7 protein-coding genes are annotated in these 23,484 nt (G+C 74.5%); 5 read left to right on the top strand and 2 right to left on the bottom strand.

The features are described from left to right. Both AW273_RS23910 and AW273_RS23915 read left to right on the top strand, forming a co-directional pair. Nucleotides 1–809: AMP-binding protein (locus tag AW273_RS23910; RefSeq protein ID WP_157556083.1), on the top strand; the 809-nt coding region annotated here is incomplete at its 5' end. After that, complete coding sequence (locus AW273_RS23915; RefSeq protein ID WP_062352153.1) at nucleotides 806–2,020, top strand: pyridoxal-dependent decarboxylase, exosortase A system-associated; 1,215 nt, start codon at nucleotides 806–808, stop codon at nucleotides 2,018–2,020. The genes AW273_RS23910 and AW273_RS23915, both read left to right, overlap by 4 nt. Before the next feature lie 48 nt (nucleotides 2,021–2,068). On the opposite strand, the gene AW273_RS23920 is transcribed toward AW273_RS23915, so the two are convergent. Together AW273_RS23920 and AW273_RS38055 are read right to left on the bottom strand one after the other, a co-directional pair. Beyond that, nucleotides 2,069–3,439 carry a condensation domain-containing protein gene (locus AW273_RS23920; RefSeq protein ID WP_062352155.1) on the bottom strand — a complete coding sequence of 457 codons (1,371 nt, stop codon included), beginning with the start codon at nucleotides 3,437–3,439 and terminating at the stop codon, nucleotides 2,069–2,071. 8 nt (nucleotides 3,440–3,447) lie between these two features. After that, nucleotides 3,448–4,005: a hypothetical protein gene (locus AW273_RS38055; RefSeq protein ID WP_062352158.1), complete on the bottom strand. Its 558-nt coding sequence runs from the start codon at nucleotides 4,003–4,005 to the stop codon at nucleotides 3,448–3,450. 282 nt (nucleotides 4,006–4,287) lie between these two features. On the opposite strand from AW273_RS38055, the gene AW273_RS23930 reads away from it, so the two are divergent. Genes AW273_RS23930 through AW273_RS23940 form a run of 3 tightly spaced genes read left to right on the top strand, consistent with a single transcriptional unit; the run spans nucleotide 4,288 to nucleotide 23,461 of the window. After that, nucleotides 4,288–12,678, top strand: coding sequence for a type I polyketide synthase (locus AW273_RS23930; RefSeq protein ID WP_083949991.1), 8,391 nt, complete (start codon nucleotides 4,288–4,290; stop codon nucleotides 12,676–12,678). After that, complete coding sequence (locus tag AW273_RS23935; RefSeq protein WP_062352163.1) at nucleotides 12,668–18,070, top strand: type I polyketide synthase; 5,403 nt, start codon at nucleotides 12,668–12,670, stop codon at nucleotides 18,068–18,070. Before AW273_RS23930 ends, AW273_RS23935 begins: the two co-directional genes overlap by 11 nt. 3 nt (nucleotides 18,071–18,073) lie before the next feature. Beyond that, nucleotides 18,074–23,461, top strand: coding sequence for a type I polyketide synthase (locus AW273_RS23940; RefSeq protein ID WP_062352166.1), 5,388 nt, complete (start codon nucleotides 18,074–18,076; stop codon nucleotides 23,459–23,461). Nucleotides 23,462–23,484: the final 23 nt, after the last annotated feature.

The raw sequence follows: 23,484 nt of genomic DNA on the forward strand, positions 1-23,484 counted from the left end.
TCTGCGCCCGGCACCGGGTGACCGCGCTGACCTGCGTGCCGCCGCTGTGGACCCAGCTCGCCACCCAGCGATGGCCGGCCGAGGCGACCCGGAACCTGCGCTACTTCGCGAACACGGGCGGCCGCCTGCCCAAGACCACCCTGGCCTGGCTGCGCGAGACCTTTCCCCAGGCCACCCCCTTCCTGATGTACGGCCTGACCGAAGCCTTCCGATCCACCTACCTGGACCCGGCGGAGATCGACCGCCGGCCCGGATCGATCGGCAAGGCGATCCCCCGCGCGGAGGTCCTCGTCGTACGGCCGGACGGTTCGATCTGCGACCCCGGCGAGGAGGGGGAGATCGTGCACAGGGGACCGCTGGTGTCACTCGGCTACTGGAACGACCCGGTCCGCACCGCGGCGCGGTTCCGGCCGTTCCCGCCCGGCGCCGACGAGATCGCCGTCTGGTCGGGCGACGTCGCCTACCGGGACGAGGACGGCTTCATCTACTTCGTCGGACGCACCGACGACATGATCAAGACCTCCGGTTACCGGCTGAGCCCGACCGAGGTGGAGGAGGCGGCCTACGCCACCGGCCTGGTCACCGAGGCCGTCGCGGTCGGCGTGCCGGACGAGGACCTGGGCGAGCGGGTGACGCTGCACGCCGTGCTCGCCGCCGCCACCACGACCCTCGACGAGCTGCGCCGGGCGATGGAACACGACCTGCCCCGGTACATGGTGCCGCGCCGGTTCATCCTCGCCGACGCGTTGCCCCGCTCGGGAAACGGCAAGTTCGACCGCGCCGAACTCCGCCGCCGGGCGATGCGATGACCTGGGAAGGTCACTGGGAAGGTCACCGGGACGGGCGGCTGACCGTCGGCGGAATCCCCGTCGGGAGGCTCGCCGCCCGAGCCGGGAGCACGCCGTTCTTCGCCTACGACCGCGACCTCGTCACCCGCAGGGTCGCCTCCCTCCGCGCCGCCCTGCCCGCCGGAGTCGAGCTGAGCTACGCGGTCAAGGCCAACCCGATGCCCGCCCTGCTCCAGCATCTGAGCGGGCTGGTCGACGGCTTCGACGTGGCCTCGGCGGGAGAGTTGCGGCATGCGCTCGACACGCCGGTGCCCGCCGGGCGGATCGGTTTCGCCGGGCCGGGCAAGACCGTCGGGGAACTGACCCAGGCGGTCGCGGCCGGCGTGACGGTGGAACTGGAATCGGAGACCGAACTGGCCAGGGTGCGCGCGATCGGCGCCACCCTCGGGGTTCGCGCCCGGATCGCGATCCGGGTCAATCCCGACTTCACGGTGCGAGGCTCCGGGATGCGCCTGGGTGGCGGGCCGCAGCAGTTCGGGATCGACGCGGAACGGGTGCCCGAGGTGCTCGCCCGGCTGGGCGACGACGTCGACTTCCAGGGCTTCCACGTCTTCGCCGGTTCGCAGAACCTGCGCGCCGACCACATCTGCGAGGCGCAGCGGCGCACCGTCGACCTGGTCCTCGGGCTCGCCGACGTGTCGCCGCCCATCCGCTACCTCAATCTCGGCGGCGGGTTCGGCATCCCGTACTCGCGCCGGGATCAGCCCCTCGACCTGGAGCCGATCGGCGACAACCTGGCGCGGCTCATGCGCGAGCGCGTCACTCCGCTGCTGCCGGACGCCCGCGTCGTCATCGAACTCGGGCGCTATCTGGTCGGCGAGGCCGGCGTGTACGTCACGCGGGTCGTGGACCGGAAGGAATCCCGCGGGACGACCTTCGTGGTCGTCGATGGTGGGATGCACCACCAGCTCGCGGCCTCGGGGAACCTCGGGCAGGTGATCCGGCGCAACTATCCGATGGCCGTGGCCGACCGTATGGGCCGGCCCGCGGACGCGCCGGTCACCGTGGTCGGCCGCCTGTGCACCCCGCTCGACCTGCTCGGCGACCGGGTGGAACTGCCGAGAGCCGAGATCGGCGACCTGATCGTGGTGTTCCAGGCCGGCGCGTACGGCCTCACGGCGAGCCCCACCGCGTTCCTCAGCCATCCGGCGCCGGTCGAAATACTCGTGTGAGACGGAACGTGTGAGACGGAAGGGGTGCCGGGCCGCGCCCGGCACCGCTCACTCCGGCATGGGCACGGTCGCCGGGAACAGCGACGGCGCCAGGGCCTCGTGGCCGATGTCCCACAGGTCCTTGAGGCTGGTCTCCGGGGCCGTCGCGGCCACCTGGACGCCGAGCGCGATCGTGCGCAGCATGCCGGCCATGCTCCCGGCCGGCATGATCGCCGGGTCGGCGAGCATGAAGATGCTGGTCCGGCCGTTGGACACCGTCACCCTGACCCGGAACGGCTGGCCGTACTGCTGCGCCAGCGGCGTCCACGACATCTCGGCCGGGGTATCGGCGGTGGCGTCGGACGGCCGGCGGTCGAGCTGCACGTAGTTGAACCAGCAGCGGAACAACTGGTTCACCCAGCAGTCGTGCGTCAATTCGTCGCCGCGCTGCGCGGCGACCTCCGCGGCGAGCGCGGCGATCCGGTCGAAGTCGTAGGAGGAGTAGCGGTAGGCCCTCGCCCCGGCCCAGTGGAGGCGCTTGACGTGCTCGCCCAGCGGCGCTCCCGGGTCGACCGTCGCGACGACCGGGATGAGCTGGTTCATCGTGCCGATCACATGGTGGTGTTCCGGCGAGAACCGGTTGGAGGCCATCAGGCTCATCGTCACCTTGTCGGTGTCGGTGTGCCGGGCCAGCCCCGCGGTGACCAGCGCCATCACCAGCGCGGGCGCGGTGACGCCGAGCCGTCTGGCGGCCAGCGAGGCCAGCCCGCCGAGGCGGTGCGAGTGCAGGGTGGCCTCAAGGCGGTCGCGCTTCGCCTTGGCCGGCAGCGTCGGCAGCGGGTCGGCCAGGACGTCGCCGAGGGTGCGCCGCCAGTACCGTTCCGACGCCTCCTGCCGTTCCCGCCACCGCTCGGTGCGCTGCTCGCGGGCCAGCTCGCTCGGTGTCGGCCCGAGTTCGGCGACCGCGCCCGGGTCGGCGATCAGGGCGCTGAACTGGTCGGTCAGGTGGTTGATCGACCAGACATCCATGATCAGGTGCGAGAAGGACAGCGCCAGGAACACCGCCGACCCGTTGGTGGTGATCATGCGCCCGCGCCAGCACAGGCCGCCCTCCATCGCGAACGGCACCGCGCAGAGTTCGTCCTTGGTGTCCTCCGGGTCCTCCCAGTCGCGGACCACCCGGTCCACCCGCTCGATCGGCAGTTCGGCCGACTCGTGCACACGCTGCACCGGCTGCCCGTCCACGATGTGATAGGTGGTGCGCAGCGGCTCGTGCCGGTCCATCAGCACACGCAGCGCGTGCTCGACCCGGGCCATCGGCAACCCCCGCAGGTCGCAGACGATGGGGAGGTTCGCGTCCTGCATCCAGTCGTCCGGATATCGCTCGATCTCACGCCAGCTGAAGAGTTGACCGTGGCTGAGGGGGGCGTCGGCGGGCATCGGTTCTCCTAGCGGTTCGGGACGGACTGCCGTCCGTGCCACAACACGAAGATGGCGACGGCGACGGCGATCTCGAACATGGTCCCCAGCGTGACCAGGCTCGCCACATCGGGATGGATCAACGGCAACCCCCGCAGATCCTGCATCAGGCTGAACACGATCAGGCCGGCGTAGGAGCCCGCGACGGTCCACGTCAGCCGCACCCTGACCGCCCCGGGCCGCACCCAGCCGGTACGGCGGGCCAGCGGCCGGAGCACCGCGGCGGACAACACGACGACCGGCAGCGCCTGCGCCGCCAGGAACAGCGTGACGTCGCCGCCGATGGCGAGTGCGGCCGCGCCCCCGGCCAGGGTGACCGCGGAACCCCACCACAACGCCGACAGCGGCTCCGGCTCGGTCCGCCGCGCCACGACCAGGAGCACACAGGCCACCAGACCGGCCGCCCAGACGGCGGACACGAGCGGATCGAGCCCCCGGAGCAGGAACAGCACGCCGCCGGCGACCGGCCAGATCCCGGCCGAGGCGGCCCAGACCAGCGCGGACCGGATGGGCGCCTCTTCTCCCAAAGAGTTCTCCCAAGAGATTAATTCTGTGCAGGGCGTCTATTCGATTTCGGCCAATAATAGCGCGTCGTACCAGCATCAGAGCTCGCGCGCGCGGTCATGTCAAGGCGTTTCCCCGGGGCGGCGATGACAGCTAGCTACTGGCAACAAGGTGCCAGCACGCGGTCGTGGCCCGGTGCGGGGAGCCGCCCGTAGGGTCGCAGTGACTTCCAGTGGTGACCATTTGAATAACGCTAGTGTCCATCATTTTCGCCGTATGGATATTAGGCTTGAGGTGGCGCATTCATGGTTCAGGACTCGATTCAGTCGGACGCCCGGCGCGATTCGTCGGTCGAGCCGGTCGCTGTGGTGGGCCTTTCCTGCCGGCTTCCCCGGGCGGATACCCCCGATCGTTTCTGGCGCCTCCTCCGGGACGGCGTGGACGCGGTGACCGAGGTCCCCGCCGGCCGGTGGCCGGACGCCGGCGCGACGGGCCACGGCCGGGGCGGGTTCGTCGGCGACGTGGACCGTTTCGACGCCGCCTTCTTCGGGATCTCCCCGAACGAGGCCGCCGCCATGGACCCGCAGCAGCGGCTGGTCCTGGAACTCGCCTGGGAGGCGCTGGAGAACGCCCGGGTCGCCCCCACCGCCCTGCGGGACACCGCGGCCGGGGTGTTCGTCGGCGCGATCTCCAACGACCACGCCGCCCTGCTCGGCGAACCCGGGCGGCACACCTACGTCGGCGCCAACCGCGCCATGATCGCCAATCGCGTCTCGTACTTCCTGGGGCTGCGCGGCCCGAGCCTCACGCTGGACACCGGGCAGTCGTCGTCGCTGGTGGCGGTGGAGCTGGCGTGCGAGAGCCTGCGCCGGGGCGAGACCGGCCTGGCCCTGGCCGGCGGCGTCAACCTGAACCTGCTCGCCCAGACGACCGCCGCCATCGGCAACTTCGGCGCGTTGTCCCCCGACGGGCGCTGCCACACCTTCGACGGCCGCGCGAACGGTTACGTCCGCGGCGAGGGCGGCGCGCTCGTCGTGCTCAAGCCGCTCGCGGCGGCGCTCGCCGACGGCGACGCGGTGCACTGCGTGATTCTCGGCGGGGCCGTCAACAACGACGGCGGCGGCGACGGCCTGACCGTGCCGAGCGCCCGCGCCCAGCAGGAGGTCATCACGCTGGCCCGCCGCTCCGCCGGGGTCGCCCCCGCCGAGGTCCAGTACGTCGAGCTGCACGGCACCGGCACGAAAGTGGGCGACCCGATCGAGGCCGCCGCCCTCGGCGCCGCCCACGCCGGATCCCGCCCCCCGGGGGATCCGCTGCTGGTCGGTTCGGTCAAGACGAACATCGGCCATCTCGAAGGCGCGGCGGGCATCGCCGGCCTGCTCAAGGTCGTGCTCAGCCTCAAGAACCGCGAGCTCCCGCCCAGCCTCCACTTCGACAGCCCGAACCCGGACATCCCACTCGCCGACCTGGCCCTTGAGGTCGTCCGGTCCTCCCGCGGGTGGCCCGCCCCCGGCGATCGGCTGATCGCCGGGGTCAGCTCGTTCGGCATGGGCGGCACCAACTGCCATCTGGTCCTGGCGGAGGCCCCGCCGGGCGCCGGGTCCCCGGACGCCGGGTCGAACGCCGGGTCGAACGCCGGGGTCATGGGTGGGGGGCTGCCCTGGGTGATCTCCGCGCGGTCGGCCGAGGCGCTCCGGGCGCAGGCCGCGGGACTCCGCGACCGGATCGACGGCGAGACGGCGATCGGCGCCGCAGACGTGGCGCTCTCGCTGGTCAGGACCCGGGCACACTTCGAGCATCGGGCGGTCGTCCTGGGCGAGCGCCGCAGGGAGGCGCTCGACGCGTTCGCCGGTGGGCGGCCCGACGAGTCGGTGGTGAGCGGATCGGTCGTCTCCGGCCTGCGGGCGTTCGTCTTCCCCGGGCAGGGGTCGCAGTGGGCGGGGATGGCCGCGGAACTGCTCGACGGGTCGCCGGAGTTCGCCGCGCTCGTCGCGTCCTGTGACGCCGCGCTCGCGCCGTTCGTCGACTACTCCGTCCTCGGTGTCCTGCGCGGCGCCCCGGACGCGCCCGGCCTGGACCGGGTCGACGTGGTGCAGCCGGCGCTGTGGGCCGTCATGGTGTCGCTCGCCGGGTTGTGGCGGGCCAACGGCGTCGAACCCGACCTGGTCGTCGGGCACTCCCAGGGCGAGATCGCCGCGGCCACCGTCGCGGGGGCGCTGAGCCTCCCGGACGCGGCGCGGGTCGTGGCGCTCCGCAGCCGGGCCATCGCCGGGATCGCCGGCCGCGGCGCCATGATGTCGGTCGCCGCGCCGCTCGACGTCGTCGAGGCGGCCGTACGCCCGCTCGCGCCGCAGGTGGGCGTGGCCGCGTTCAACGGCCCGCGCTCGGCGGTCGTGTCCGGGCCGCGCGCGGTCCTCGCCGAACTGGGCGAGCGGCTCGCCGCCGACGGGCACCGGGTCAAGCTGCTGCCGGTCGACTACGCGTCCCATTCGCCCGAGGTCGAGAGCATCCGTGACGAGGTCGTGGCCGAGCTGGAACCGATCCGGCCGGTGCGCTCCACGATCCGGTTCGTCTCCACCCTCACCGGCGAGCCGATGGACACCTCCGGCCTCGACGCCGACTACTGGTACCGCAACCTGCGGCAGCCGGTCCGGTTCGCGCAGGCCACCCGGTCGGCGCTCGACCTGGGCGCCGCCCTGTTCGTCGAGTGCAGCCCCCACCCGGTGCTCGGCGCGGGCGTCGCGGAGACGGCCGAGGCGGCGGAGCTGGACGTCGCGGTCGTCGGGTCGCTGCGGCGCGGCGAGGGCGGGCCCGGCCGGTTCACGCGGTCGCTGGCCGAGGCGTACACGTGGGGGGCGCCCGTCGGCTGGGCGGCCCGGCGCGACGCCGGGGCGCGGCTGATCGACCTGCCGACCTACCCGTTCCAGCGCCGTCGGTTCGGCCCGGCCGCGACGGCGTCCCGTCCCACGTCCGCGGTGGTCGTGGCGGCGGACCCGGAAACGGCCGACGTGCCGGCCGGGCTTTCGCGGCGCGAGATCCGCGAACTGGTCCTCACCACCGCCGCGGTCGTCCTCGGGCACCAGGACGGCACGGGTGTGGAGCCGCACCGGACGTTCAAGGACCTCGGTTTCGACTCGGCCGCCGCGGAGGACCTGCGGGCCAGGCTGCGCACCGCGACCGGGACGCGGCTGCCCACCGGGCTCCTGTTCGATCACCCGACGCCGGACCGGCTGGCCGACCACCTGTACACGCTGACCAGCGGCGGTACGGTCGCCGCCGCCCCAACCGAGCCGGTCGAGCCGGTCGAGCCGGCCGGGCCCGACGGCGACCCGATCGTGGTGGTCGCGATGGGCTGCCGCTACCCCGGCGGCGTGACGACGCCCGAGGAGCTGTGGCGGCTCGTGCGCGACGGGGCCGACGCCGTCGGCGAGTTCCCCGAGGATCGCGGCTGGGACCTCGACGCGCTCTCGGGCATCAGTGACACCCGCCACGGCGGCTTCCTCGCCGGCGCGGACCTGTTCGACGCCGGATTCTTCGGGATCAGCCCGCGCGAAGCGGTCGCCATGGACCCCCAGCAGCGGCTGCTGATGGAGGTCTCCTGGGAGACCGTCGAACGGGGCGGCCTGGATCCGGCCACACTCGACGGCACCCCCACCGGCGTCTTCGTCGGCGCGATGTCCTCCGACTACGGGCCGCGCCTGCACCGGCCCACCGGCGTCGCCGACGGCCATCTGCTGACCGGCACCGCCCTCAGCGTCGCCTCCGGCCGGATCGCCTTCACCCTGGGCCTGCGCGGCCCGGCGATCACGGTCGACACGGCGTGCTCCTCGTCGCTGGTCGCGATCGTGCTGGCCATGCAGGCGCTGCGGCGGGGCGAGTGCTCGCTGGCGCTGGCCGGGGGCGCGACCGTGATGTCCAACCCCGGGCTGTTCGTCGAGTTCAGCCGGCAGGGCGGCCTCGCCGCCGACGGCCGCTGCAAGGCGTTCTCCGCCCACGCCGACGGCACCGGCTGGGGCGAGGGCGTGGGCATGCTCCTGCTCGAACGGCAGTCGGACGCGGTCCGGCACGGCCACCCGATCCTGGCCGTCCTGCGGGGCGGCGCGATCAACCAGGACGGCGCGAGCAACGGCCTCACCGCGCCCAGCGGCCAGGCCCAGCGGGACGTCATCCGCCAGGCGCTCGCGGACGCCCGCCTGTCGGCCGCCGACGTGGAGGTGGTGGAGGCGCACGGCACGGGAACCCGCCTCGGCGACCCGATCGAAGCCGAGTCGATCATCGCCGCCTACGGCGCGGGCCGCGATCCGGAACGGCCGATCTGGCTCGGCTCCCTGAAGTCCAACGTCGGGCACACCCAGGCCGCGGCCGGGGTCGGCGGCCTGATCAAGATGATCAAATCCCTGGAGCACCGCACGCTCCCGCGCACCCTCCACGCCGACGAGCCCACCGCTCAGGTCGACTGGTCGGCGGGCCGGGTCCGCCTCCTCACCGAACAGGTCGAGCTGCCGGGCGACCGCCCGCTCCGGGCGGCCGTCTCCAGTTTCGGCATCAGCGGCACCAACGCCCACGTCATCCTGGAACGCGAGCCGGTCGCTCCGACGTCCACGAGTTCCGCGACCTCCCCGCTGGTCTGGGTGTTGTCGGCGAAGACCGACGGCGCGCTCCGGGATCACGCGGTGCGCCTCGGCGCGTTCGCCGGGGGCGCCGCCGATGAGGATCTGGCCGCGGCCGGGCCGCTGCTGGCGCGGCGGGCGGCCTTCGCGCACCGCGCCGTCGTGGTGGCGAAGGACCGGGCCGACCTCCTCGGAGGACTGGCGGCCGTCGCCGCCGGCACGCCGCACGCGGCCGTGGTGTCGGGTGTGGTGTCGGGCGCGGCGCGGCCGGTGTTCGTGTTCCCCGGGCAGGGGTCGCAGTGGGCCGGGATGGCCGTCGAGCTGCTGGAGTCCAGCGTCGTGTTCCGGGAGCACCTGGCCCGGTGCGACGACGCGCTCAAGCCGTATGTCGGCTGGTCGGTGGCGGACGTCCTGCGGGCGGCCGAGGGCGCGCCGGAGCTGGCCGGCTCCGACGTCATCCAGCCGGTGTTGTTCGCGGTGATGGCCTCGCTGGCCGGCTTGTGGCGCTCGGTGGGGGTGGACCCCACGGCCGTGGTCGGGCATTCGCAGGGGGAGATCACCGCGGCGTACGTCGCGGGGGCGCTGTCGCTGGAGGACGCGGCGAAGGTCGTGGCGCTGCGCAGCAAGGCGCTGATGAAGCTGGGCGGCACCGGCGGGATGCTCGCCGTGCCGTTGCCGGCCGACCGGATCGATCTGGCGCGCTGGGAGGGCCGGTTGTGGCCCGCCGTGTACAGCGGCCCGGCCAGCACGGTCGTCGCCGGTGACCTGGACGCGCTGGCGGAGTACGCGGCGGAGTGCGGCGACGCCGTGCGGACCCGGCCGGTCGCGATCGACTACGCCGCGCACACCCCGCACATCGCGGCGCTGCGCGAGGAACTGCTGGCCACGCTCGGCGACGTCACGCCGCGCCCGACCGAGATCGCGTTCTGCTCGGCCCGCGACGGCGCGTTCATCGATCCCGCCGAGCTCACCGCCGACTACTGGTTCACCAGCCTCCGCACGCCGGTCCGTTTCCAGCAGGCCGTCGAGGCGTTCGAGGGCAACCCGATCTTCATCGAGGCCAGCCCGCATCCGACGCTGACCGGGCACGTCCAGGACACCCTGGCGGCGGCGGACCGGCCGGGCGGGGCCACCGGCACACTCCGGCGTGATCAGGGCGGTCTGGCGCGGTTCCGGACGGCCGTCGCGCACGCGTACACGCTGGGCGCGGAGATCGACTGGGCCGCCGCGCTCGACGGCGGGCCGGGCCACCACGTCGACCTGCCCACCTATCCGTTCGAGCGCAGCCGCCACTGGCTCGGCGGCGACGCTCCGGCGGGGATGGGCGCCTCGGGGCATCCCCTGCTCGGCTCGGTCGTGGCGCTGGCCGGCGAGGAAGGGTTCCTGCTCAGCGGACGGTTGACGCGCGGCGGCGCGCCCTGGCTGGGCGACCACGCCGTCGACGGCGAGGCGATCCTGCCGGGCACGGCGTTCCTGGAGTTCGCGCTGGCCGCCGCGGCCGCCGCGGACTGCGAGGAGGTCGAGGAGCTGACGATCGAGGCGCCCCTGCCGCTGCGGGGCGCGTGGTCGGTCGAGGTCCAGGTCGCGGTCGCCCGCGCCGACGAGCGGGGGCGGCGCGGGTTCACGGTCCACGCCCGCCCGACCGGAGACTCCGAGAACCCGTGGACCCGGCACGCGTCCGGCACGCTCGCGGTGTCGGCCCCGGAGTCGGCCGTGCCGTCCACTTGGTCGCCCGGCACGCCCGTGGACGTCGCCGACGCCTACCAGCGGCTGGCCGAGCACGGCTACCAGTACGGCCCCGCCTTCCAGGGCCTGCGCGCCGCCTGGCGGTCCGGCGCGGACACCTATGTGGAGGTCGCGCTGCCCGAGCCGCTGCGCGGGGAGGGGTTCACCCTCCACCCGGCGCTGCTCGACGCGGCCCTCCACCTCCTGGTGCTGGAGGCCGCCGACGAGGCGCGCGACCCCGGCACGCTGCTGCTGCCCTTCTCCTGGACCGGGGTACGGGTGTCCGCCCAGGGCGCGGACTCCCTCCGGGCGCACCTGTCGGGCGACTCTCTGACGATCTACGACGGAAGCGGAGTCAAGATCGCCGAGGCGGACGCCCTGCACCTGCGCAGGGTGCCCCGGGGCGCGACGCGGCCCGCCGCGGAGACGTACGGCGTCGACTGGGTCGCGGTGGAGACGCCCGCCGCCGACCTGGGCGACCAGCGCTGGGCCGTCGTCGGGCTGGACGAGTTCGCCGACGAGATCGGCGCGGCGCTGGACGAGGCCGGGGTGGTCGCGCCACGGAGCTACGACCTGGTGTCCGTCGCGGAGATGTCCGTCGGCGACGTGCCCGCCACCGTGCTGGCGCCGATCCCGGCGGACGACGACGACCTTCCCTACGGCGCGCACGACGCCATGAACCAGGCGCTCAACCTCATCCAGGCCTGGGTGGGCGACGACCGGTTCTCCGGGTCGCGGCTGGTGTTCGTCACCCGGGGGGCGCGCAGTTCGCCGGCGGGCGGCGCGCTCTGGGGGCTGGTGCGCTCCGCGCAGTCGGAGCATCCGGGGCGATTCGTCCTGTTCGACGTGGAGGAGGGGTTCACCGCCTGGGGTACGGCCGCGGCCGCCGTGGCGGCGGGCGAGACGCAGCTCGTGACGGGCGACGACGCGGTCCTGGTTCCCCGCCTGGCCCGCCGGAGCGTCGCGGGGAGCACCGAGGGGCTGGGCACGGGCACCGTGCTCATCACCGGCGGCACCGGCGGGCTGGGCAAGCTGGTCGCGCGGCGGCTGGTCGAGCGGCACGGCGTACCGGACCTGCTGCTGGTCTCCCGGCGCGGCCCCGACGCGCCCGGCGCGGCCGAGCTGCGCGCCGAGCTGGCGGCCAAGGGCACGCGCGTCACCATCGCCGCCTGCGACGTGTCCGACCGGACCCGGCTGGCGGCACTCCTCGCCGGCCACCGGGTCACCGCCGTCGTCCACGCCGCCGCCGTCCTGGACGACGTCACCGTCGAGGGCATGTCGGCCGGACGCCTGGACAGCGTGTTCGCGCCGAAGGCCGACGCCGCCTGGCACCTGCACGAACTCATCCCCGAGGCGACCACCTTCCTGACGTTCTCCTCGGTGGCGGGCGTGCTCGGCAACCCCGGCCAGGGCAACTACGCCGCCGCGAACGCCTTCCTGGACTCGCTCTCCGTGCACCGCCACGCCATGAACCTGCCGGCGGTCTCCGTCGCCTGGGGCCTCTGGGACACCGAATCGGGAATGTCCGGCACGCTGTCCGAGGCCGACACCGCCCGCCTGGCCCGCGCCGGCATCGCCCCGATGAGCGCCGAGCAGGGTCTGGAGCTCTTCGACGCGGCGCTGACCGCGCAGGACCCGCTCCTGGTGGCCGCGACCTGGGACCGCGCCGGGCTTCGCGCGAGGGCGGCGGCCGGCGAACTGCCCCCGCCGCTGCGCGGCCTGGTCCGCGCTCCGAACCGGACCGCGGTGAAGGGCGCCGAGCAGGCGACCGGACGGGGCGGCCTGGCCGAGAGCCTGGCCCACCTCGCCCCGGACGACGCCAGGACCCGCCTGATCGACGTCGTCCGCGCGCACGTCGCCGCCGTTCTGGCGCACGGCGCCGCGAGCAGCATCGGCGTCGACCGGGCCTTCAGCGAACTCGGCTTCGACTCCCTCACCGCGGTCGAGTTGCGCAACCGGCTCACCGCCGACACCGGGCTGCGGCTCTCGCCGACGCTGATCTTCGACCATCCCACCGTCGAGGCCCTCGCCGACCACCTGTTCCACACCCTGGCGCCCGCCGCGCCCTCCGCCGAAGACACGCTGCGCGCCGCGCTGGAACAGGTCGCGGTCATGGTCGCCGCCGCCAACGGCGACGGGGACTCCATCCGCGACAAGCTCGTCGCGATCCTGCAGAGCGGCCTGGAAACCTTCGGGGCCGCCACGACGACCACCCGGCTCCGAGGGCGGCCGAGCGGCACCGCGGACGCGGCGGAGCGGCTCAGCTCCGCCTCGGACGAGGAGATCTTCGCGCTGCTCGACGACCGGGCCAAGGCGTCACCCCTGAGGTCCTCACCGGAAAGGTCCGAACATGGCGACTGAGGACAAACTGCGCGAATATCTCAAGCGCGCGATCGTCGAGTTGGCGGAGACCCGGCAACGGCTCAGCGACAGCGACGACCGCCGGCACGAACCCATCGCGATCGTCGGCATGGCCTGCCGTTATCCGGGCGGGGTCACCAGCCCGGAGGAGTTGTGGGACCTGGTCGCCGCGGGCGGCGACGCCATCGGGGAGATGCCCGCCGACCGGGGCTGGGACGTCGAGGGTCTCTACGACCCCGACCCGGAGGCGATGGGCAAGACGTACTCCCGGCACGGCGGTTTCCTCTACGACGCGGGCGACTTCGACCACGCGTTCTTCGGGATGAGCCCGCGTACCGCGCTGGCCACCGACCCGCAGCACCGGCTCGTGCTGGAGACCTCCTGGGAGGCCTTCGAACGGGCCGGCATCGACCCGGCCACGCTGCGCGGCAGCCTGACCGGGGTCTACGTCGGCAACATGTACAGCGACTACTCCTCGCGGTTCACCGACGGCGCGGTCCCGGAGGGGGTCGAGGGCACGCTGCTGGTGTCGAGCGCGCCGAGCGTGCTGCCGGGGCGGGTGTCCTACACCTTCGGGCTGGAGGGCCCGTCCATCTCGGTGGACACGGCCTGCTCCTCCTCGCTGGTCGCGATCCACCTGGCGGTGCAGGCGCTGCGGCGCGGCGAGTGCACGATGGCTCTCGCGGGCGGCGTCACCGTGATGGCCACCCCCGACTCCTTCGTCGAGTTCTCCCGCCAGCGCGCGCTGGCGCCCGACGGGCGGTGCAAGTCGTTCTCCGCCGACGCGGACGGCGTGGCCTGGGGCGAGGGCGCCGGCATCCTGCTGCTGGAGCGGTTGTCGGACGCGCGCCGCAACGGCCGCCGCGTGCTGGCCCTCATCCGCGGCTCGGCCGTCAACCAGGACGGCGCCAGCAACGGGCTCACCGCCCCGAACGGCCCCGCCCAGGAGAAGGTCGTCGAGCAGGCGCTCGCCGACTCCCGGCTGGACACCCGCGACATCGACGCCGTCGAGGCGCACGGCACCGGCACCCGGCTCGGCGACCCGATCGAGGCGGGCGCGCTGCTCGCCACGTACGGGCAGGGCCGCGCCAAGGACGGCCCGCTCTGGCTGGGCTCGGTGAAGTCGAACATCGGCCACTCCCAGGCCGCCGCCGGGGTGGCCGGCATGATCAAGATGGTGCTGGCCATGCGGCACGGCGTACTGCCCCGCACGCTGCACGTGGAGGACCAGCCGGACCTGGCGGGCCAGGAAGGTCAGACGGACGGAATCCGGCTGCTGACCAGCGCGCGCCGCTGGTTCCGCGAAGGCCACCCGCGCCGGGCCGGCGTCTCCTCGTTCGGCATCGGCGGCACGAACGCGCACGTCATCATCGAAGAGGCCCCCGAGCAGCCGGAGCCGCCGATCCAGGCTCCCGCGGTCGCCGGCGCCCCGCACGCGTGGCCGCTCAGCGCCCGCACCGCCACGTCGCTGCGCGAACAGGCCGCCCGGCTGCACAGACTGGTCAGCGACGACCCGGCGATGACCCCCGCCGACGTCGCGCACGCCCTCGCGACCCGGCGGGCCAGGTTCGAACACCGCGCCGTCGTCGTCGGCCACGACCGGGAAGCCCTGCTGGCCCGCCTCGGCGGGCACCTCCAGAACGAGTGGATCACCGGCACCGCGCCGGACCGCCCCCGGCTGGCGTTCCTGTTCACCGGGCAGGGCGGCCAGCGGGCCGGCATGGGCCGTGAACTGGCCGCCGCCTCACCCGTCTTCGCCGCCGCGCTCGACGAGGTCTGCGCCGCCCTGGACCGCTACCTGGACCGGCCGCTCCGCCAGGTCATGTGGGCCGACCCCGGCACGCCGGACGCGGCGCTGCTGAACAAGACCCGCTACACCCAGCCCGCGCTGTTCGCCTACGAGGTGGCCGCCTACCGGCTGCTCGAATCGCTCGGCGTGACCCCCGACTTCGTGGCCGGCCACTCCGTCGGCGAGTTCGCCGCCGCGCACGTGTCCGGCGTCTGGTCGCTCGCCGACGCGGCCCGGCTGATCGCCGCCAGGGGGCGGCTCATGCAGGCGCTGGACGTGCCCGGCGCGATGGTCGCCATCGAGGCGAGCGTCGATGAGGTGCGGCCCGGGCTGACCGGCCAGGTCGGCCTCGCGGCCGTCAACGGGCCCGCCTCCGTCGTCGTGTCGGGCCCCGAGGAGGCGACGCTCGCGGTGGGGGCGCGCTGGCGCGAACTCGGCCGCCGCACCCGCAGGCTGCCGGTCAGCCACGCGTTCCACTCCGCGCTGATGGAGCCCATGCTGGCCGCGTTCGAGGCCGAGCTCCGCACCGTCCTGTTCACCGAACCGCAGTTCCCGGCCGCCACCAACCTGGGCGGCGACGCCACCTGGACGCAGCCGTCGTACTGGCTGGACCAGATCCGGCACGCGGTCCTGTTCCAGCCGATGATCGCCCGGCTGGAGGCGGAGGGCGTCCGCGCCTTCCTGGAGGTCGGGCCCGAGGCGGTGCTGGCCGGGATGGCGCACGACTGCGTCACCGGCCCCGGCACGGTGATCGCCTCACTGCACCGCCGGCAGCGTCCCGAGCCCGACTCGCTCGTCGACTGCCTCGCGCGGGTGGCCGTCGCCGGCGTCCCGGTCGACTGGGCGGCGCTGTCCGGTGGCGGCGCGCACGTAGAGCTGCCCACCTACGCCTTCGACCGCGAGCGGTTCTGGCTCAGCTCGCTCCTCCGCGCCGGCGACGTGACCTCGGCCGGACTGCGCGATGCCGGGCATCCCCTGCTGGGCGCGGCCGTCGACCTCGCCGACGACGGCACCACGATCCTCACCGGCCGGCTCGCCGTCTCGTCCGCGCCCTGGCTGGGCGAGCACGTGATGCTCGGCTCGGCCGTGCTGCCCGGCGCCGCGCTGGTGGACCTGGTGCTGGACGTGGGCGGCCGGATCGGCTGCGACGAGATCGAAGAGATCATGTTCGAGGCCCCGCTGGTGCTGCCCTCCCGCGGCGCGGTCGACGTGCAGGTCGTGCTCCAGCACGCCGACGGCCCCCGCCCGATCCGGGTCTACTCCCGGCCCGCCGGCGAGCCGGAGGCCGTCTGGACCCGGCACGTCTCCGGCCTCGTCGGCGCGGCGCCCGCGCCGGTGACGGCCGCCGCCTGGGCCGCCGAATGGCCTCCCGCCGACGCCGTTCCCCTCCCCGTCGACGGCGGCTACGAGCGGCTGGCCGACCTCGGCTACGAGTACGGCCCCGCCTTCCAGGCCGTCCGCGCCCTCTGGCGGCAGGGCGAGGACCTGCTCGCCGAGGTCGCCCTCGACGACGACCAGGAGGTCGCGGGTTACGGCGTCCACCCCGCGCTCCTGGACGCGATGTTCCACCCCCTGCTGCTGGCCGACACCGCCGCCGCCGGTGAACTCCGCCTCCCGTTCGAGTTCCGCGGCGTGCGGTTGCTCGCCGCCGGGGCCCGTCGCCTGCGGGTCCGGCTCACCTCCATCGACGCCGACGGGTGCGCCGTCCAGGCGGCCGACGGCCTGGGGCGGCCGGTGTTCTCGATGGACTCCCTCCGGGCCCGGCCGGTCCCGGCGTCCGCGCTGGCCGCCTCGACCGGCCCGGTGCCGCACGGGGTGGACTGGGTGGAGGTGAGCGTGCCGGCCGGAAACGGTTCCGGGTTCGCGTTCCCGGACCCGGCCCACCTCCCGTCGCTGGAACCCGTGCCCGAGTTCGTGGTGGCCACCCTGACCGCCGATGGCCGGGATGTGCCCGCGGCCCTGCGCGAACTGTCCGGTCAGGCGCTCGACCTGATCCAGACCTGGGTGTCGGGCGACCGTTTCGCCGGTTCCCGCCTGGTGTTCCGCACCCGCCCCGGCGATCTGGCCGGCGCCGCCGTGCCGGGCCTGGTGCGGTCGGCGCAGTCCGAGCACCCCGGCAGGTTCGTCCTGCTGGACGCGGGGCCCGACTTCACCGACTGGGGTTCGGTCGCCGCGGCGGTGGAGGCGGGGGAGACGCAGCTCGTGGCCCGCGACGGCGTGCTGCTGGCCCCCCGGCTGGCCCGCAGGACCGCCGGACCCGCAGGTGGGTTCGGCGACGGCACGGTGCTGGTCACGGGCGGCACCGGCGGCCTCGGCAGCCTGGTCGCCCGGCGGCTGGTGGAGCGGCACGGCGTGCGGGATCTGCTGCTCGTCTCCCGGCGCGGCCTGGACGCGCCCGGCGCGGGGCTGCTCGTCTCGCACCTGGGCGGTTACGGCGCCCGGGTGGTGGTCGCCGCGTGCGACGTGTCCGACCCGGACGCGCTGGCCGCCGCGCTCGCGCTCGTCCCGCCCGACCGGCGGCTCACCGCGGTCGTGCACACGGCCGGTGTGCTCGACGACGCCACCGTCGAGGGACTCACCCCCGCCCGCCTCGGCACCGTGTTCGCGCCCAAGGCCGACGCCGCCTGGTACCTGCACGAGCTCACCCGCGACCTGCCGCTGTCGGCCTTCGTGCTCTTCTCCTCGCTGGCCGGCGTGCTCGGCAACCCGGGGCAGGGCAACTACGCCGGCGCGAACGTGTTCCTGGACGCGCTGGCCGCGCACCGCCGCGAGGCGGGCCTGCCCGGCGTGTCGATCGCGTGGGGGCTCTGGGAGACCGAATCGGGCATGTCCGGCACGCTGACCGAGGCCGACACGGCCCGGCTGGCCCGCGCCGGCATCGCCCCGCTCACCGTCGAACAGGGCCTCGACCTCCTGGACGCGGCACTCGGCAGCCCGGAACCGCTCGTCGTGGCGGCCAGATGGGACACCGCCGGGCTGCGGGCCAGGGCCGAGGCGGGAGACCTGCCCCCGATCGCGCACGGCCTGGTCCGCCTCCCGCGCCGGGTCGCCGCCGGAGGACCGGCGGCGGGACCGGGCGCGTCCGGCGGGCTCGGGGAACGGCTGGCCGGTCTGTCCGAGCCCGACGCGCTGCGCCTGCTCACCGACACCGTCCGCCACCACGTCGCGGCCGTCCTGGCGCACGGGAACGCCGCCAGCGTCGGCGTCGACCGGGCCTTCAGCGAACTCGGCTTCGACTCGCTCACCGCGGTCGAACTCCGCAACCGGCTCAACGCCGAGACCGGCCTGCTGCTCCCGGCCACGCTGGTCTTCGACCACCCGACCGTGAACGCGCTGACCGACTACCTGTTCAAGAGCCTCGCGCCGGCCACCCACTCGCCCGTGGAGATCCTGCGCGGCGCGCTGGAACACGTCGAATCGATGATCACGGCGGCGGCCGGAGACGCGATCAGGAACAAGGTCGTCGCGATCCTGCAGAACGGTCTCAACCGTTTCACCGCCGCCGATGCCGCACGCGACGCAGACGACGTGGACGACGTGGCCGGCCGGATCGACTCGGCCTCCGACGAGGAGATCTTCGCGCTCATCGACAACGAGGGGTGACCCGTGACCACTGAGGACAGACTTCGCGACTACCTCAAGCGCGCGATCATCGAGCTGGAGGACACCCGCGAGCACCTCGCGGAGCTGGAGGAACGCCGGCACGAGCCCATCGCGGTCGTCGGCATGGCCTGCCGCTACCCCGGCGGGGTGACCAGCCCGGAAGAACTGTGGGAGCTGGTGGCCGGCGGCGTGGACGCGATCGGCGAGTTCCCCACCGACCGGGGCTGGGCCACCGACCTGTACGACCCGGACCCGGAGGCGGTGGGCAAGTCGTACACCCGCCACGGCGGTTTCGTGTACGACGCGGGCGACTTCGACGCCGCGTTCTTCGGGATGAGCCCGCGTACCGCGCTGGCCACCGACCCGCAGCACCGGCTCGTGCTGGAGTCGTCCTGGGAGGCGTTCGAGCGGGCCGGCATCGACCCGGCCACGCTGCGCGGCAGCCTGACCGGGGTCTACGTCGGCAACATGTACGAGCACTACGCCGGCCGCTTCATCGGCACGGTCCCGGCCACGGTCGAGGGGACGCTGTTCACCTCAAGCGCGTCGAGTGTGTTGTCGGGGCGGGTGTCGTACACCTTCGGGCTGGAGGGCCCGTCGATCTCGGTGGACACCGCCTGCTCCTCCTCGCTGGTGGCGATCCACCTGGCGGTGCAGGCGCTGCGGCGGGGTGAGTGCGAGCTCGCGCTCGCCGGGGGCGCCACCGTGATGGCCTCGGCGGAGCCGTTCATCGAGTTCTCCCGGCAGCGGGCCATCTCCGCCGACGGCCGCTGCAAGTCCTTCAGCTCGACCGCCGACGGCGCGGCCTGGGCCGAGGGCGTCGGCATCCTGCTGCTGGAGCGCCTGTCGGACGCGCGGCGCAACAAACGGAAGATCCTCGCGGTGGTGCGCGGCTCGGCCGTCAACCAGGACGGCGCCAGCAACGGCATGACCGCGCCCAACGGCCCCGCCCAGGAGCGGGTCGTGCGGCAGGCGCTGGCCGACGCGCGGCTCGACACCCGCGACGTCGACGCCGTCGAGGCGCACGGCACCGGCACCCGGCTCGGCGATCCGATCGAGGCCCAGGCCCTGCTCGCCACCTACGGACGCAAACGAGGAGCCGACCGGCCGCTCTGGCTCGGCTCGGTGAAGTCGAACATCGGGCACACCCAGGCCGCCGCCGGGGTGGCCGGCGTGATCAAGATGATCAAGGCGATGGAGCACCGGACCCTGCCGGCGACCCTGCACGTGGCCGAACCGACGCCGCACGTGGACTGGTCGTCGGGAGGGGTGCGGCTGCTCACCGAGCCGGTCCCGCTCCCCGCCGGCCGGGTGGTGCGGACCGCCGTGTCGAGTTTCGGCATCAGCGGCACGAACGCGCACCTCATCCTGGAGGAGGCGCCCGCCGCCGAGACCGAGACCGAGACCGAGGCCGGGACCGAGGCGCCGGCCGTCGGTCCCCTCGTCTGGGTCCTCTGCGCGAAGTCCGCCGCCTCCCTGCGCGGCCAGGCCTCCCGGCTGAGCGTGTTCGCCGGCGGCGCCCCCGAGGCCGACCTGTTCGCCGCCGGCCGGCTCCTGGCCCGCCGCTCCGGCTTCGCCCACCGCGCCGTCGTCGTCGCCGCGGACCGCGCGGAACTGGTCGCCGCGCTGACCGCCCTCGCCGAAGGCGCGCAGCACCCCGCCGCCGTGACCGGCGTCGCCCCCGCCGACCCGCGGCCGGTCTTCGTCTTCCCCGGTCAGGGCTCCCAGTGGGCCGGCATGGCGGTCGACCTGCTCGACTCCAACGAGGCGTTCCGCGCGCAGATGCAGCGCTGCGAGAAGGCCCTGCGTGTGCACACGGGCTGGTCGGTCACCGGTGTGCTCCGCGCCGACGAGGGAGCGCCGCCGCTTTCGGGCACCGACGTCATCCAGCCGGTCCTGTTCGCGGTGATGGTCTCCCTGGCCGCGTTGTGGCGCTCGCTCGGCGTCGAACCCTCGGCCGTGGTCGGCCACTCCCAGGGCGAGATCGCCGCCGCCTGCGTGGCGGGCGCGCTCTCCCTGGAGGACGCCGCGAAGATCGTCGCGCTGCGCAGCCGGGCCCTGCTCAAGCTGAGCGGCACCGGCGGCATGCTCGCCGTGTCGCTCCCCGCCGGGCAACTGCGCGACCTGCTGGAGCCGTGGCGGGACCGGATCTGGATCGCGGTGCACAGCAGCCCCGCCGGCTGCGTCGTCGCCGGCGACGCGGACGCGCTGGACGCGTTCACCGCCGCCCACGGCGGCGGCGTCCAGATCCGCCGGATCGTGGTCGACTACGCCTCCCACACCCCGCACGTCGAAGTGCTCCGCGAGGAGCTGCTGGCCACCCTGGACGGCGTCGAGCCCCGCGCGACCGACATCGTGTTCAGCTCCGCCCACCGGGGCGAGTTCATCGACACGGCCGAGCTGACCACCGCCTACTGGTACGAGAGCCTGCGCAACCCGGTCCTGATCGAGTCGGCGGTGACCGCCTTCGCGGGCGCGGGCACGCCGCTGTTCATCGAGGCCAGCCCGCATCCGGTCCTCGGCCACGACCTGCGGGAGATCTGCGAGTCGGCCGGGATCACGGCGGGCGTCGCCGCGACCCTGCGCCGGGGGGCGGGCGACTGGCGTCGCTTCCTGACCGCGCTGGCCGACGCGTACGTCCTCGGCGCGGAGGTCGACTGGACCGCGGCCGTCACCCCCGGGCCCGACCGCAACGTGGACCTGCCGACGTACGCCTTCGAGCGCCGCCGCTACTGGCTGGGCGCCGCCGGGCCGGCCGGGATCGCGCCCGCCGGGATCGACGCCTCCGGCCACCCCCTGCTCACCGCCGTGGTGCCGGCGGCCGACGACGGATTCCTGCTCACCGGGGAGCTGAGCGCGGCGACCGCGCCCTGGCTGGCCGACCACGCCGTGGACGGCGGCGTGTTGCTGCCGGGCGCGGCCTTCGTCGAGCTGGCCCTTGAGGGCGGCGCGCTCGCGGGCTGCGACCACCTGGAGGAACTGGTCATCGAGGTGCCGCTCTTCCTGTCCGAGGGAGACGCCGTCCCCATCCAGGTCATCGTCGGCTCGCCCGACGCCGGCGGCCGCCGCTCCGTCGGGGTCTTCTCCCGCACCGGCGTGACCTGGACGCGGCACGTGACCGGGTTCCTCGTCACCGGCTCGTCCGCCGCGGCGGACCTGCCCTGGGCGACCTCCTGGCCGCCCGCCGACGCCGAGCCGTTCCCGATCGAGGGCGGCTACGAGCGGCTGGCCGACCTCGGCTACGAGTACGGCCCGGCCTTCCAGGGCGTCCGCGCCATGTGGACCCGGGGCGCCGAACTGTTCGCGGAGATCGCCGTGGACGCGGACGTGGAGGTGACCGGCTTCGGCATCCACCCCGCCGTGCTGGACGCGGCCTTCCAGCCGATGGTGCTGGCCGCCGGGCCCGGCGGGCCGCGCCTGCCGTTCGCGTTCCGGGGCGTCGGCCTGCACGCGTCGGGGGCGACCCTGCTGCGGGTCCGGCTGGTCCCGTCGGGGGACGACGCGACGGTCGAGGCGGCGGACGCGTCCGGCCGGCCGGTGTTCTCCATCGACAACCTGCGGGTGCGGACCGCGCCGGCGCGCACGTCCGTCGCGCGGGGGCCCGTCCTCCACGGTATGGACTGGGTGAAACCCGCCGCACCGGCCGGAGACGAGAGCGGGTTCGTCTTCCTCGGCGCCGGTCCGCTCCCCGCGGACGTGCCGGGGTTCGTCGTCACCACCGTCGGCGCCGACCCGTCGAGCGAGTTGCCGGTCGCGCTGAGGGAGGAGTCCGGCCGGGCGCTCGACCTGGTCCGGATGTGGGCGGGCGACGAGCGGTTCTCCGGCTCCCGCCTGGTGTTCGTGATCCGGCCGGGGGATCTGGTCGGCGCGGCGGTGCGCGGGCTGGTCCGCAGCGCGATGTCGGAGCATCCCGGCCGGTTCGTGCTCCTGGAGGCCGAGGAGGGCTTCGCCGACTGGTCCGCCGTGGCCGGCGCGGTCGCGGCGGGGGAGACGCAGCTCATGGCCGTGGACGGCGTGCTGCTGGCCCCCCGGCTGGCCCGCAGGACCGCCGGACCCGCAGGTGGGTTCGGTGACGGCACGGTGCTGGTCACGGGCGGCACCGGCGGCCTCGGCAGCCTGGTCGCCCGGCGGCTGGTGGAGCGGCACGGCGTGCAGGATCTGCTGCTCGTCTCCCGGCGCGGCCTGGACGCGCCCGGCGCGGGCGAGCTGGCCGGCGACCTGGGCGCGCTCGGCGCGCGGGTCACGGTCGTCGCGGGCGACGTCGCCGACCGGGACACGCTGGCCGCCGCGCTCGCCCTCGTCCCGCCCGACCGGCCGCTGACCGGCGTCGTGCACACCGCCGGCGTCCTGGACGACGCGACCGTCGAGCACATGAACGGCGACCGCCTCGGCACCGTGTTCGCGCCCAAGGCCGACGCGGCCTGGCACCTGCACGAGCTCACCCGCGACCTGCCCCTGTCGGCCTTCGTGTTGTTCTCCTCACTCGCCGGGACGCTCGGCAACGCCGGGCAGTGCAACTACGCCGCCGCGAACGTGTTCCTGGACGCCCTGGCCGCGCACCGCCGCGAGGCCGGCCTGCCGGGCGTGTCGATCGCCTGGGGCCTGTGGGACGCCGGCAGCGGCATGACCGGCGCTCTCACCCACGGCGACGTGGCCAGGATGGCCCGCTCCGGCGTCGCCCCGCTCACCGCCGACGCCGGCCTGGACCTGTTCGACGCCGCCCTCGGCAGCGCCGAACCGCTGGTCATCGCCACCGGCTGGGACGCCGGCGGGCTGCACGCCCGCGCCGAACTGGGCGACCTGCCGCCGATGTTGCTCGGCCTGGTCCGCGCCCCGCGCCGGCAGGCCGCATCGGGCGGCGCCTCGCTCGCGCCCGTCGGCGGCGACCTGCGGGGACGTCTGGCCGGAGTGCCCGAGGCCGAGGCCAGGCGGCTGCTCACCGACCTCGTCCGCGCCCACGTCGCCGCCGTGCTCGCGCACGGCAGCGCCGCCGGGATCGACGTGGACCGGGCCTTCAACGAGCTGGGCTTCGACTCCCTGACCGCCGTCGAACTCCGCAACCGGCTCAACGCGGAGACCGGCCTGCGGCTGCCCGCGACGCTCGTCTTCGACCACCCGACCGTCACCGCGCTGACCGGCTACCTGTTCAGGAACCTGGCCCCCGCCGCGCCCTCGCCCGAGGAGACGCTGCGCGGCGCGCTGGAGCGGGTCGAGGCCGCGCTCGGCACCCTCAACGGTGAGGCGGACGCGGTCAGGAACAAGCTCGTCGCCATCCTCCAGACCGGCCTGACCAGGCTCGCGCCCGGCCCGGTCACCGCGACCGAAGTGGTGGCGAAGATCGGTTCGGCGTCCGACGAGGAGATCTTCGCGCTGATCGACAACGAATTCTGACCACCGTCCCACCCCCTCGCCAC

It is taken from the genome of Herbidospora yilanensis (assembly GCF_001570565.1).
Classification (GTDB): Bacteria; Actinomycetota; Actinomycetes; order Streptosporangiales; family Streptosporangiaceae; genus Herbidospora; species Herbidospora yilanensis.